The 13,167-nt window shown below is 66.4% G+C and carries 12 protein-coding genes and 1 pseudogene; 10 read left to right on the top strand and 3 right to left on the bottom strand.

The window, feature by feature from the left end:
* Positions 1–68 precede the first annotated feature (68 nt).
* The 10 genes and pseudogenes from fadD8 (at position 69) to B586_RS03055 (ending at position 9,390) form a co-directional block, all read left to right on the top strand.
* Positions 69–1,746, top strand: a pseudogene (fadD8, locus tag B586_RS03100) (fatty-acid--CoA ligase FadD8).
* Positions 1,747–1,906: 160 nt separating this feature from the next.
* A complete protein-coding gene (locus B586_RS03095; protein ID WP_047313602.1) occupies positions 1,907–2,809 on the top strand; it encodes a 1,4-dihydroxy-2-naphthoyl-CoA synthase in 903 nt (300 codons plus the stop codon).
* Between the two features lie 22 nt (positions 2,810–2,831).
* Complete coding sequence (locus B586_RS03090) at positions 2,832–3,722, top strand: SDR family oxidoreductase (RefSeq protein ID WP_047313603.1); 891 nt, start codon at positions 2,832–2,834, stop codon at positions 3,720–3,722.
* 89 nt (positions 3,723–3,811) lie between these two features.
* Entirely contained in the window at positions 3,812–4,441 is a 630-nt protein-coding gene (locus tag B586_RS03085) for a maleylpyruvate isomerase family mycothiol-dependent enzyme (protein ID WP_054880711.1), read from the top strand.
* A gap of 41 nt (positions 4,442–4,482) precedes the next feature.
* Complete coding sequence (locus B586_RS03080; RefSeq protein ID WP_054880712.1) at positions 4,483–4,890, top strand: VOC family protein; 408 nt, start codon at positions 4,483–4,485, stop codon at positions 4,888–4,890.
* 97 nt (positions 4,891–4,987) lie between these two features.
* A complete protein-coding gene (locus B586_RS03075; protein ID WP_047313606.1) occupies positions 4,988–6,232 on the top strand; it encodes an inorganic phosphate transporter in 1,245 nt (414 codons plus the stop codon).
* Entirely contained in the window at positions 6,229–6,516 is a 288-nt protein-coding gene (locus tag B586_RS03070; RefSeq protein WP_047313607.1) for a hypothetical protein, read from the top strand. Before B586_RS03075 ends, B586_RS03070 begins: the two co-directional genes overlap by 4 nt.
* Before the next feature lie 29 nt (positions 6,517–6,545).
* The gene (locus tag B586_RS03065; RefSeq protein WP_047313608.1) at positions 6,546–6,848 is read left to right on the top strand and encodes a DUF3349 domain-containing protein; all 303 of its coding nucleotides are present in this window, start codon (positions 6,546–6,548) and stop codon (positions 6,846–6,848) included.
* Positions 6,849–6,916: 68 nt separating this feature from the next.
* Complete coding sequence (gene menE, locus B586_RS03060; RefSeq protein ID WP_236971385.1) at positions 6,917–8,014, top strand: o-succinylbenzoate--CoA ligase; 1,098 nt, start codon at positions 6,917–6,919, stop codon at positions 8,012–8,014.
* An 11-nt stretch (positions 8,015–8,025) separates the two neighbouring features.
* Positions 8,026–9,390, top strand: a complete 1,365-nt coding sequence (locus tag B586_RS03055; RefSeq protein ID WP_054880713.1) for a hypothetical protein — start codon at positions 8,026–8,028, stop codon at positions 9,388–9,390.
* A gap of 23 nt (positions 9,391–9,413) precedes the next feature.
* Here the strand turns inward: B586_RS03055 and B586_RS03050 are convergent, their stop codons facing one another.
* The 3 genes from B586_RS03050 to B586_RS21815 form a co-directional block, all read right to left on the bottom strand.
* Entirely contained in the window at positions 9,414–10,085 is a 672-nt protein-coding gene (locus B586_RS03050) for a TIGR04282 family arsenosugar biosynthesis glycosyltransferase (RefSeq protein WP_047313610.1), read from the bottom strand.
* Positions 10,082–10,738 (bottom strand): glycosyltransferase family 2 protein, encoded by a 657-nt coding sequence (locus B586_RS03045; RefSeq protein ID WP_047313611.1) that lies wholly within the window; start codon positions 10,736–10,738, stop codon positions 10,082–10,084. The genes B586_RS03050 and B586_RS03045 overlap by 4 nt, the downstream gene beginning before the upstream one ends.
* A gap of 163 nt (positions 10,739–10,901) precedes the next feature.
* Positions 10,902–12,764 carry a DUF7159 family protein gene (locus B586_RS21815; protein WP_236971347.1) on the bottom strand — a complete coding sequence of 621 codons (1,863 nt, stop codon included), beginning with the start codon at positions 12,762–12,764 and terminating at the stop codon, positions 10,902–10,904.
* Positions 12,765–13,167 lie beyond the last annotated feature (403 nt).

Below are 13,167 nucleotides of genomic sequence, written 5' to 3'. Positions count from 1 at the left end.
TGAGGAGGAGCGGCGCTCATAACACGCCCACGCCCACCCGAAATTGCAACACGTTCTAGCCTAGCCACATGAGTCGCGCCGGCGACGATGCAGTGGGGTACCGCCCGCTTGCGGGGGGACGAAGCGATGAGGAGGAGCGGCGCCATGACGCACGAACTGTTGCGCAACCCAATCCATAATGGCCATTTGCTGGTGGGCGCGTTGAAGCGCCACCAGAACAAGCCCGTGCTGTTCCTCGGCGACACCACGCTGACCGGCGGCCAGCTGGCCGACCGGATCAGCCAGTACACGCAGGCGTTCGAGGCGCTGGGTGCGGGCACCGGCGTCGCCGTCGGGCTACTGTCGCTCAACCGTCCCGAAGTACTGATGATCATCGGGGCCGGCCAGACCCGGGGCTTTCGGCGCACGGCGCTACACCCCCTCGGCTCGCTGGACGATCACGCTTATGTGCTTTCCGACGCCGGCATCAGCTCGCTGATCATCGACCCCAAACCGATGTTCGTCGAACGCGCGTTGGGGCTGCTGCAGCGGGTGGACTCGCTCAAGCAGATCCTGACTATCGGGCCGGTGCCCGAAGCTTTGAAGAGTGTGGCTGTGGACCTGTCGGCCGAGGCCGCCAAGTACCAGCCGCGGCCGCTGGTGGCCGCCGACCTACCGCCCGATCAGGTCATCGGCCTGACCTACACCGGCGGCACCACCGGCAAGCCCAAGGGCGTGATGGGCACCGCGCAGTCGATCGCCACCATGACGGCCATCCAGCTCGCCGAATGGGAATGGCCGGAGAACCCGCGGTTCTTGATGTGCACGCCGCTCTCGCACGCGGGCGCAGCGTTTTTCACGCCCACCGTGATCAAGGGCGGCGAGATGATCGTGCTAGCCAAGTTCGATCCGGCCGAAGTGCTGAAAACCATTGAAGAGCAGCGCATTACTGCCACCATGCTGGTGCCGTCGATGCTGTACGCGCTGATGGACCACCCGGACTCGCACACCCGGGACCTGTCGTCGCTAGAGACCGTCTACTACGGCGCTTCGGCGATCAACCCGGTGCGGCTGGCCGAAGCAATCCGACGGTTCGGCCCGATCTTCGCCCAGTACTACGGGCAATCCGAGGCGCCGATGGTGATCACCTATCTGGCCAAGAGGGATCACGACGAGAAGCGGCTGACTTCATGCGGGCGCCCGACGCTGTTCGCGCGCGTCGCGCTGTTGGGCGAGGACGGTAAAGCGGTTCCGCAGGGGGAGCCAGGCGAAATCTGTGTCAGCGGACCACTATTGGCCGGCGGTTACTGGAATCTTCCGGAGGCCACGGCCGAGACGTTTAAAGAAGGCTGGCTGCACACCGGCGATATGGCCCGTGAGGACGAGGACGGGTTCCTCTACATCGTGGACCGGGTCAAGGACATGATCGTCACCGGCGGGTTCAATGTGTTCCCGCGGGAGGTCGAAGATGTCGTCGCCGAGCATGCGGCGGTCGCGCAGGTATGTGTGGTCGGCGCGCCGGACGAAAAGTGGGGCGAGGCCGTCACCGCTGTGGTGGTGCTACGCGCCGACGCGGCCCGCGATGACGCCGCGATCGAAGCCATGACCGCCGAGATCCAGGCCGCCGTCAAGGAACGCAAGGGCTCAGTGCAATCGCCCAAGCGGGTGGTGGTCGTCGACTCGTTGCCGTTGACGGGGCTGGGCAAACCGGACAAAAAGGCGGTGCGCGCACAGTTCTGGGAAGGCGCCGGTCGGGCTGTCGGCTAAGTTACGCGCCGAACGTGAAACTGGCTGCACGCTGACGACCGAGCGTGCAGCTGGCTTCACGTTCGGCGGTAGTAGACGAGCTGACTACTGTGGCAGGCATGGCAAAAGGTGAGGGGAACAGCGGCGATCTCACCATCAACCAGAACGGAGTCCAAAAACCTTGAGTGACAATCCTTTTGATGCCGAATCGTGGCGACTTATCGACGGCTTCGGCGATCTGACCGACATCACCTATCACCGCCACGTCAACGACGCCACGGTGCGGGTGGCGTTCAACCGTCCCGAGGTACGCAACGCGTTCCGGCCGCACACCGTCGACGAGCTCTACCGCGTCCTCGACCATGCCCGGATGTCGCCCGACGTGGGAGTGGTATTGCTGACCGGAAACGGGCCCAGCCCGCGCGACGGTGGCTGGGCATTTTGCTCCGGCGGCGACCAGCGCATTCGGGGGCGCTCCGGCTACCAGTACGCAAGTGGTGACACCGCGGACACGGTTGACGTCGCACGCGCAGGCAGGCTGCACATCCTCGAAGTACAGCGATTGATCCGGTTCATGCCCAAGGTGGTTATCTGCTTGGTCAGTGGATGGGCGGCCGGCGGCGGGCACAGCCTGCACGTGGTCTGCGATCTCACGTTGGCCAGCCGCGAGCATGCCCGTTTCAAGCAGACCGATGCCGACGTCGGCAGCTTCGACGGCGGCTACGGTAGCGCGTATTTAGCCCGTCAGGTCGGCCAGAAGTTCGCCCGCGAGATCTTCTTCCTCGGCCGCGCCTACACCGCTGAGCAGATGCACCAGATGGGCGCGGTCAACGCCGTCGTCGAGCACGCCGAATTGGAGACGGTGGGTCTGGAATGGGCGGCGGAGATCAACGCCAAATCACCTCAGGCGCAACGGATGCTGAAGTTTGCGTTTAATCTGCTCGACGACGGTCTGGTGGGTCAGCAGCTGTTCGCGGGTGAGGCTACCCGGCTGGCATACATGACCGACGAGGCCGTCGAGGGCCGTGATGCGTTCCTGCAGAAGCGCGCGCCGGACTGGAGTTCGTTCCCGCGTTACTTCTGAGCACCGCCTAAACTCCCCACGTGTGAGCAAAAGTCCGCTGCGCTGGTTCACCGATCAGATCACGTTGGCCGGCATGCGGCCGCCGATTTCGCCGCAACTACTGCTGAACCGGCCTGCGATCAAACCCGTCAACCTCGGCGGTAAGCGGATCCTGCTGACTGGAGCCTCCTCGGGCATCGGCGAGGCCGCCGCCGAGCAGCTCGCACGGCACGGCGCCACCGTGGTCGCGGTCGCCCGCCGCCGGGATCTGCTCGACGCGGTGGCAGACCGGATCACGACCGCGGGCGGCACGGCGTTGCCGATCCCGTGTGATATCTCGGACATGGACGCGGTGGACGCGTTGATCGCCGACGTCCAAACGCGCATCGGCGGGGTCGACATCCTGATTAACAACGCCGGCCGGTCCATCCGCCGACCGCTGGCCGAGTCGCTAGCACGCTGGCACGACGTCGAGCGGACCATGGCGCTTAACTACTACGCCCCGCTGCGGCTGATGCGCGGGTTTGCCCCAGGGATGCTGGAGCGCGGTGACGGCCACATCATCAACGTCACCACCTGGGGCGTGCTGTCGGAGGCCGCGCCGCTGTTCTCGGTGTATAACGCGTCGAAGTCCGCGCTGTCAGCGGTGAGCCGAATCGCCGAGACCGAGTGGGGCCGCCAGGGTGTGCATTCGACGGCGCTGTACTACCCGCTGGTGGCCACTCCGATGATCGCACCGACGAAGGCCTACCGCGGGATGCCCGCGTTGACGCCGCACGAGGCGGCCGAGTGGATGGTGACGGCCGCCCGCACCCGGCCGGTACGGATCGCACCGCGGGTCGCGATTGCGGCCAGAGCGTTAGACACCGTCGGCCCCCGCTGGGTCAACACACTCATGCAACGGCGCCCCACCCAGCTCAGCGACCCGCACTAGGGTTTGATGACCCGTCCCCCGCAAGCGGGAGGTACCCCCAGCGCCCGGCTCCGCCGAGCTTGCGATCGCCACTGACCTAGGAGCAGCCCATGTCGGACCTCTGGACCACGATTGCGGCCGAGCGCGGCGCCCTCGTCAATGACCTGGCCAATCTGACGCCGTCGCAGTGGGACACGCCATCACTGTGCCGTGGTTGGACGGTGCACGACATCGTTGCGCACCTTTCGGCCACTGCTGCACTGAACCCGGCCACCTTCCTGCTGGGAATGGCCAAGGCCGGATTCAGCTTCGACAAGTTCACCGCCGGTCAAATCGCCAAGCATCGCGGCACCGATCCGACCGCCACCTTGAACGAGTTCCGTGGCCTGCAGAATTCCACCTCAGCACCGCCGGGACCCAAAGCCTCCTGGCTTGGCGAGGTGGTCGTTCACGGCGCCGATGTCCGTCGCCCGCTGGGCATCCCGCACACGTACCCGCCGGGCGCAGTGCGCCAGGTGATCGACTTCTACAAGGGCTCGAACATGCTCATTGGCTCGAAACGCCGGATCGCTGGGCTCGCCTGCTATGCCACCGACCACGACTGGCAGCACGGAGCGGGCGAAAAGGTCGAGGGCCCACTGCTGTCGCTGCTGCTCGCCATGACCGGCCGAGGAGTCGCGTGCGACGACCTCACCGGGCCCGGCGTGGCGACCCTGCGAAGCCGGTGCGCAACGAAATGACCGTCTCAATGAATATCGCCAGACGTGGTAGACACAAGGTCATGGAGATCCTGGCCAGCCGGATGCTGCTCCGACCGGCGGACTATCAACGGTCGCTGAGCTTCTACCGGGACCAGATCGGGCTGGCGATCGCCCGCGAATACGGTGCGGGCACAGTGTTTTTCGCCGGCCAGTCACTACTCGAACTGGCCGGATACGGAACGCCCGACCACTCCCGGGGGCCCTTTCCCGGTGCGCTGTGGCTGCAGGTCCGCGACATCGCCGCCACCCGGGCCGACCTGGAAGGCCACGGGGTCTCCATCACCCGCGAACCGCGTCGGGAACCGTGGGGCCTGCACGAGATGCACGTGACCGACCCGGATGGGATTACCTTGATCTTTGTGGAGGTTCCTGCCGATCACCCACTACGCGGGGACACGCGAGGTGAACGCCCCAGAACACCGGATTAATTGCACGGTAACATCTGACGACGGGTCGCAGCTTACCTGCGATTCGTGCTCCAGCTAATTCGACAACGGATTGCCCCGACCACGAGAATCAGGCGCTGTGAACATCAATTTGTTCCTCTTGATCATTGTCGTGATCACGGCACTGGCCTTCGACTTCACCAACGGCTTCCACGACACCGGCAACGCCATGGCGACCTCGATCGCCAGTGGTGCGCTGGCACCAAAAGTGGCGGTGTCCCTCTCCGCCATCCTGAACCTGATCGGCGCGTTCTTGTCTACTGCCGTCGCAGCCACGATTGCCAAGGGTCTGATCGAGGCGGATCTGGTAACGCTGGAACTGGTGTTCGCCGGCCTGGTTGGCGGCATCGTCTGGAATTTGCTGACCTGGCTTCTCGGTATCCCGTCGAGTTCCTCGCACGCGTTGATCGGCGGTATCGTCGGCGCCACGATCGCGGCTGTCGGCGGTCACGGGGTGATCTGGAGCGGCGTCATCTCCAAGGTGATCATCCCGGCCATCATTGCCGCGTTGCTGGCCATCGTTGTTGGGGCGGTAGCCACCTGGTTGGTCTACGCGATCACCCGCGGTGTTCCGGCCATGCGCACCGAGACCGGGTTCCGACGCGGCCAGATCGGCTCGGCGTCGCTGGTTTCGCTGGCACACGGGACCAATGACGCACAGAAGACGATGGGCGTGATCTTCCTGGCGCTGATGTCCTACGGAGCAGTGAGCAAGACCGCCTCCATGCCGCCGCTGTGGGTCATCGTGTGTTGCGCGATAGCCATGGCCGCGGGTACCTACTTGGGCGGCTGGCGAATCATCCGCACCTTGGGCAAGGGGCTGGTGGAGATCAAGTCGCCGCAAGGCATGGCCGCCGAATCGTCCTCAGCCGCGGTCATTCTGTTGTCCGCCCACTTTGGCTACGCGCTGTCCACGACCCAAGTCTGCACCGGTTCGGTGCTGGGCAGCGGGTTGGGCAAACCCGGCGGCGAGGTCCGGTGGGGCGTGGCTGGCCGGATGGCAACCGCGTGGCTGGTCACGCTTCCGTTGGCTGGTTCGGTGGGAGCAGTCACCTACTGGATCGTGCATCTCATCGGTGGTTATCCCGGCGCGATCATCGGGTTCTCGCTGTTGGTCGCGGTCTCTGTGGCCATCTACATCCGGTCACGCAAGGTCAAGGTCGACCACAAGAACGTCAACGACAATTGGGAAGGCAGCCTGACCGCTGGGCTCGACGGTTCGGACAACCACCAGCCCCCCTCCAATATGGGCCCTAAATTGACTGCCACCCTGCCTCGATACCGCTCCGGTCACCACACGGTTGGCGTAAGGAACGCCTCATGAGCGCCTGGTTCAACTACGAGGCCACCCTCAAGATCCTGCTCTTCAGCATGCTGGCCGGTGCGGCACTGCCGGGGCTGTTCGCGCTCGGGATCCGGCTGCACGCCGACGGCGCTGCAGACGTCAGCACCAGCGGCGCCGCCCCACGCCGCAAGCCGATCCTCGTTACACTCGCTTGGGTGATCTACGCGGTGGTTCTTACGGTGGTCATCCTCGGGGTGCTCTACATCGCCAAAGACTTCATCGCGCATCACACCCATTACCCGTTCCTGGGAACTAAGCCCTAGTTGCACCGACTGCGCAGAATTGCAGCATAGTGAACCGATTCCTGACTTCAATCGTCTCGTGGCTGCGCGCGGGGTATCCGGAAGGCATCCCAGCGACCGATACCTTCGCGGTGCTCGCGCTGCTCGCCCGCCGACTGACCAACGACGAGGTGAAACTCGTCGCCAGAGAGGTGATCCGGCGCGGCGAGTTCGACAAGATCGACATCGGTGTGCTGATCAGCCAGCTCACCGACGAGCTGCCGTCACCGCAGGACATCGAACGGGTGCGGACACGGTTGGCCGCCAAGGGCTGGCCGCTCGATGACGCGCGCGACAACGGAGAGCCCGCATAGCCGTCCTGCGCTCGCTTAGCGTCACGTCCGGATCCGCAGCCCCGTTGCTGCTGCCCACGCTGGAACGGATCCTGGATGGCCGCGATCCCGCGATGGTGGTGGTGCCGGCCCAGCATGAACCCACCGCCGCGCTGCGTGCTTTGCGCGTGGGTTTACGAGTGGGCGAAGAGATCGACGACGATGTGGCTCTGGTGGCCACCACGTCGGGAACGACAGGTGCGCCCAAGGGCGCCTTACTGACCGCCGCCGCCTTGACTGCCAGCGCGTCGGCCACCCACGACCGTCTTGGCGGTCCGGGCAGCTGGCTGCTGGCGTTGCCGCCGTATCACATCGCCGGGCTGCAGGTGCTGGTGCGCAGCGCGCTGGCCGGTTCGGTGCCCGTCGAGCTGGACGTCTCTGCCGGGTTTGACATCGCCGAACTGCCGGACGCGGTGGGCCGATTGAGCCCAGGCCGGCGATACACGTCACTGGTCGCTGCGCAGCTAGCCAAGGCGCTCACCGACTCGGCGGCCACGGCCGCGCTCGCCGAATTGGATGCCGTCCTCATTGGTGGCGGACCAGCTCCCCGGCCGATCCTGGACGCCGCGACAGCGGCCGGCATCGTGGTGGTCCGCACCTACGGAATGAGCGAGACTGCGGGAGGTTGCGTGTATGACGGTGTCCCGCTGGACGGCGTGCGGCTACGCGTGCTGGTCAATGGCCACATCATGATCGGTGGCGCGACGCTGGCCAAGGGCTATCGCAATCCGGTCACGCCCGACCCGTTCGCCGAACCGGGCTGGTTCCACACCGACGATCTCGGCACTATCGATGGCGCGGGCGTGCTGACAGTGCTGGGTCGGGCCGACGACGCGATCAGCACCGGCGGGTTGACCGTGCTGCCAGGGCCGGTCGAGGCCGCGCTGTGCACCCACCCCGCGGTCAGCGACTGTGCGGTCTTCGGACTTGCCGACGACCGCCTAGGTCAGCGGGTAGTCGCCGCGGTGGTACTGACCGACGGTTGCGCACCGCCGACGCTGGACATGCTGCGCGCCCTTGTCACCCGCAGGCTGGACGCCGCGGCCGCACCACGCGAGCTGCACATCGTCGACGCACTACCACGACGTGGCATTGGAAAGGTCGACCGCACCGCGTTGGTGCGCCGGTTCGACAGGTCCGGTCAATAGGCTGACCGATCGTGAAGATCGGTCGCCGAGAGGCATTGTCCGTGGCAGCCGCGGTCGTCCTGGTCGCGGCCGCGTTCATGCTGCCGCGATTGCACTGGGGCATCAATCCGCGGCGAGACACCGGGCTGGAGCGGTTTGCCATGCACGCCGGCGCCGCACCGATCTTCGGCTATTGGGACGTCCATGCCTGCTGGGGAATCGTGCCGGCGATTCTCATTGCGGTAGCCGCCGTGGCGTGGGGGCCAACCGTGGCACAACGTCTTTCGTGGCGAGTGCTGACGCTGGGCACCTGGGCCACCGCCTGCAGCTGGGCCTTTTCGCTGGCCATGATCGACGGCTGGCAGCGAGGCTTCGCCGGCCGGTTAACCACCAGGGATGAGTATCTGTGGGAAGTGCCCGGCGTCACCGACATCCCAGCAACGCTGCGCATGTTCGCCAGTCGCATCCTCGACTTCCAGCCCAGCTCCTGGACCACGCATGTGTCGGGGCATCCGCCGGGTGCGCTGCTGACGTTCGTGTGGCTGGACCGGATCGGCCTGCACGGCGGTGCCTGGGCCGGGCTGCTGTGCTTGCTGGTCGGGTCCAGCGCGGCGGCGGCCATAGTGATCGCCGTCCGCGCGCTGGCCGACGAGGCTACGGCGCGACGGGCAGCCCCGTTCGTCACGGTAGCGCCCACGGCGATCTGGGTCGCGGTCTCCGCGGACGGATACTTCGCCGGGGTCGCGGCATGGGGTATCGCGCTGTTGGCGCTGGCGGTACACCGTACGGTGGAGTTCCCCGCGCTCGCCGCAGCCGGCGCGGGTCTGCTGCTCGGCTGGGGAGTTTTCCTCAATTACGGCCTCATGTTGATGGGGCTTCCGGCATTGGCAGTACTGGTTGGCTCCCGCCACGCACAGGCCAACTTCAGGGCGGCCCTGCAGGCACTCGGCCCGGCTGTGCTGGCCGCAGTGGCGGTGGCAGTCGCTTTTGCCGTTGCGGGGTTCTACTGGTTCGATGGCTACAACCTTGTGCAACAGCGTTATTGGCAGGGGATTGCTAAGGACCGGCCGTTCCAGTATTGGTCGTGGGCCAATCTGGCGTGCGCGGTGTGCGCGATCGGGCTGGGCAGCGTCGCGGGAGTCAGCCGGGTGTTCAACCTGGCCGCCATCCGTCAGCGGTCCAGCTTGCATGTGCTGCTGCTGGCGATGCTGGCAGCCATCCTATGCGCTGACTTGAGCATGCTGAGCAAGGCTGAAACCGAACGGATTTGGCTGCCTTTCACCATCTGGCTCACCGCGGCGCCCGCGCTGCTGCCAGCGCGTTCACACCGACTGTGGCTGGCACTCAATGCCGCCGGCGCCCTGCTTTTGAACACCATCATCTTCACGAACTGGTAGGCGACTGTGACTCGATACCTTGCTCAGAGTCCGGCTGCGCGGGTGGCCCGTGCGAAGCGACTGGCGGGTGCGCAGGCATCGCGGACCGCGGCGATGTCGTCGACGAAGTCGAAATCGGCCAGAGGATCCACCGAGGTCACATCGATAGCGTTGCTATGCAACGCCTTTAACGTGAGCTCTCCAGTATCGGGCTGCGACATCGGAACTGCGCGTAGACATTCGGCCATCGCCGATGTCTGCACCCCGAGCACCCACCAACCGCCGTCATGGGCCAACCCCAGCACGGCTGGCGTGTTGAGCAGCCGGCATGCACAATTGGCCAGCAGCTCGGCGGTCACCTGCGGAGTATCCATCCCGATTTGCAGCACCGGATGCCCACCGGCCTGGTCAGCCGAATCGATGTGCGCGTTGGCGAGCCGGTCGGCGAAGTCATCGCCGCGCTGCTCGATCACCGTGAACGACTCGACCCGCTGACGGATCTCAGCGGCACGCGCGGCGGTGTCGAGGTCACCGGTGAGCGCCAACACCCGCGCGGCGACCGGCGTGGCCGCCGCCGCGTCCAACGTGTCGAGCAGCGCGGCGGCGGCGATGTCGGCGGCGAGCCGGTCACCGACGGCGGCGGCCAGCCGCGTCTTGACCCGGCCGGGTTCCGGCGCTTTGGCGACCACCAGCAGGGTCACCGGCAGGCCGCTCATGAAATCACCTTCCAGAAGTCCACGATTGCGGTAATACTGCCCCGCAGTGAACCGCTGACCTTGGATTTACCGCCCGTCCTGGGGCCGTAGCTGACGTCGAGCTCGACTACCCGCCACCCAGCAGCTGCGGCGCGAACCAGCAGTTCCAGCGGATACCCCGACCGTCTGTCGGCGACACCCAGATTCAGCAGCGCCTCCCGCCATGCGACGCGCATTGGTGCGATGTCGTGCACCGGCAGGCGGTGACGGGTGCGCAGTCGCCAGCTCATCACCACGGTGCCCAGCCGGGCGACCCACGGCCAATACAGCCCGGGCACCGGCCGCCGCCGGCCGATCACCAGATCCGTGTCCTCGTCGAGCGCGGCGACGAGCCGGGGCAAGTCACCGGCATCCATCGAGCCGTCGGCGTCGATCACCGCCACGATCGGAGTCGACGCGGCGACCACACCGGCGTGCACCGCCGAGCCGTATCCGGGCCGCGGTTCGGCAACCACCTGAGCGCCATGACGAGCAGCGACCCCGGCGGTGTCATCGGTGCTGTTATTGTCCACGACCAGCACCCGATAGCCAGCGGGAATCGCGGCCAGCACCGCCGGCAGCGACTCCTCCTCGTTGAGACACGGCAGCACGACGGTCACCACATCATCAGGCACGGCATCCGACCCTAGCCCGGATACACCGCATCGGGCCGACGTGCTCGCCGGTAGAGCGCACATCGACGCCGATGTAGCGGTGCTGTCGTGGCCCATGGAACCGCGAGGCCCACGATGCGCGCCAGCCGACGCCACCACTCTGCCGGTGCAGCTTGACCCTCGATTAGAACCCGAAATCATGGCCCCCGGAGCCATGCGACTCCGACGGGGTCTCCGGCTTCGGGGCCACGGTCTCCTGCGTTTGTGTGTGCGTCGGCGCCTCAGTCATTTCGTTTGTTGGCAACGACGCCTGGGTCGTCGGCTCTATCGACGCCTGGGTCGTCGGCTCTATCGACGTCTGAGTTGTCGGCTCTATCGGCGCCTGGGTCGTCGGCGTGGTCGGCTCTGCCGTCGGCGTCGTGGGTGTGACCGGTGTCGTCGGTGTCGTCGGCGTGACCGGTGTCGCCGGTGTCGTCGGTGTCGTCGGTGTCGCCGGTGTCGTCGGTGTCGTCGGCGTGACCGGCGTCGTGGGTGTGACCGGTGTCGTCGGTGTCGTCGGCGTGACCGGTGTCGCCGGTGTCGTCGGTGTCGTCGGTGTCGCCGGTGTCGTCGGTGTCGTCGGCGTGACCGGCGTCGTGGGCGTCGTCGGCGTCGTGGGCGTCGTCGGCGTCGTGGGCGTGACCGGTGTCGTGGGCGTCGTCGGCGTCGTCGGCGTGACCGGCGTCATCGGAGTTGTCGTCGGCGTTGTGTAGCTGGGGGCCGTCGGCACCGGCGGCTGCGGCCACCAGCCTGGGAAAGGAACGATAACCGGCACCGGCACCGGGACGGGGAGCGGAAGGTTTGGGTTAGGCGGAGCACCGGGCGCCGGGACCGGAGCAGCCGGCGTTCCCCCCACGCCGGGCGACGTTGCTGGCTGAGGAACCGAGCCCCCGACAGCCGGAATGGTGCCGCCTTGGAAACCAGCGTTGGGCTGATCGGGCGGGGGCGGCGGCACCGGCGCCTGCTGCTGCGTCGGCAATAGGGGCATGAACTTTCCCGGGGCCGCGTTCTGGTGACCCACCACCGGCGCTTGACTCGCGGTCGGCCGGATGGCGATGGTCACCGCGACAGCCAACGAAGCGAACCCGATGACCGCGAATGCGACGACAGCGTTGCTGATCAGTAATGACCGTCTGCTCAACCGCAGTGCGCTGGTCTCGGCTTCAGCATCGACGTATCCCCCGAAATCACGATCAAATTCGTCCATATCGGCCGGCAGCAACTCGGCATCGCCGGCCATCGAGTACGCCAGCTGCGGTTCCTCACCGACCGCGGCGGCGAATTCAGCCGCGGGCACAATGGTGGTTTCCTCTCCAGCCGCCAGTCCAGCCGCCAGCGCCGGCTGGGCCATCGTCGCGCCGCACGCCACGGGCGCGGCGGCCAACGCCGCGCCACGCGCGAGCGCAAACGTGGGATCGTCGGCAACCTCTACCCGCATGGTCGACGCGTCGCCGATCTGGTGAGCAACCGCGGTGAGGTCAGCAGCGGTGAGGTCAGCAGCGGCACCCACCAGGTAGACCTCGGTCGGAGCGCCGGGCTGGTCGCTGAGCCGGGCCATCATGGTGTCCAACGTGGAGCTGACATCGGCGCCCGCCAGCGGCTCGGCGGCCAGCAGGGTCGGTGGCGCGTCCTGGTCTTCGGCCACCGGACCCGGCACTGACAGCGTCGCCGTCTCATCACCGACCAGCAGCACCGCGCCGGGCCCTCCCCGCGTCAGAGCCGTCGCCGCCTCCGACTCGGACAGGACCGCGACGTCCCAGACACCGGAATCCTCCAACGCCTGCCGCAGCTGGTCAGCTTTGGGATGATCGGTCCAGCACAGCCGCGTGGCCACCAGTCGATGGGTGGCATCGGCCAGCAGCTGATTCGTGCCGACCACGGTCTCGGTCAACTTCTGGACAGGGTTATCAGCCAGGTCAACAGTGGATTGGTCAATCACCTCACCCGACCCGACAAGCGCCAATCGGGCGATCGGGCCTGCGACCGCAACCCCCAAAACGACGTCCATCGCGGCTCTCCTTCGCCCTGGCCACCCGGTAACCAGCAATGTCCCGGCATCATTACACTGCGATACCGTCGGTAGCATCAGTCATTCAGGCGACCAGGTTCACCCCGAGCGCAGCGTAACCAGGTTTGCCAAGGCGGAACGTTCGCCGCGGGACTGCTACCTCCGCGGAAGTTCCTGTTCTCAGCCGCTGCCACGGCGTCCGAACGGAGAATATGTTCGCAAGCGAGCAGTGCAGTCAGCCGAGTAGGGTGGTCCCTCGCCACACAACCGAACAAGCGCCAATAGTAATCGTCCGTGATTCCCGGGGGGCATCGTGAGCCAGAGCAGCGACGACACGCCTACCGGTCCGATCGGGCGGCAGGCCGACACCGTGCAGACACGCCAGGCGTCGCCACGTCCGGAC

Origin of the sequence: Mycobacterium haemophilum DSM 44634, assembly GCF_000340435.2 — a bacterium.
Classification (GTDB): Bacteria; Actinomycetota; Actinomycetes; order Mycobacteriales; family Mycobacteriaceae; genus Mycobacterium; species Mycobacterium haemophilum.
Note: the sequence above shows the minus strand (reverse complement) of the source record. Positions and strands in the feature narration are given on the sequence as shown.

Excerpts from the sequence above, each read along its gene's own strand:
- B586_RS03085 (WP_054880711.1), top strand. The coding sequence starts at position 3,812 with ATGTCGGACCTCTGGACCACGATTGCGGCCGAGCGCGGCGCCCTCGTC.
- B586_RS03080 (WP_054880712.1), top strand. The coding sequence starts at position 4,483 with ATGGAGATCCTGGCCAGCCGGATGCTGCTCCGACCGGCGGACTATCAA.
- B586_RS03070 (WP_047313607.1), top strand. The coding sequence starts at position 6,229 with ATGAGCGCCTGGTTCAACTACGAGGCCACCCTCAAGATCCTGCTCTTC.
- B586_RS03050 (WP_047313610.1), bottom strand. The coding sequence starts at position 10,085 with ATGAGCGGCCTGCCGGTGACCCTGCTGGTGGTCGCCAAAGCGCCGGAA.
- B586_RS21815 (WP_236971347.1), bottom strand. The coding sequence starts at position 12,764 with ATGGACGTCGTTTTGGGGGTTGCGGTCGCAGGCCCGATCGCCCGATTG.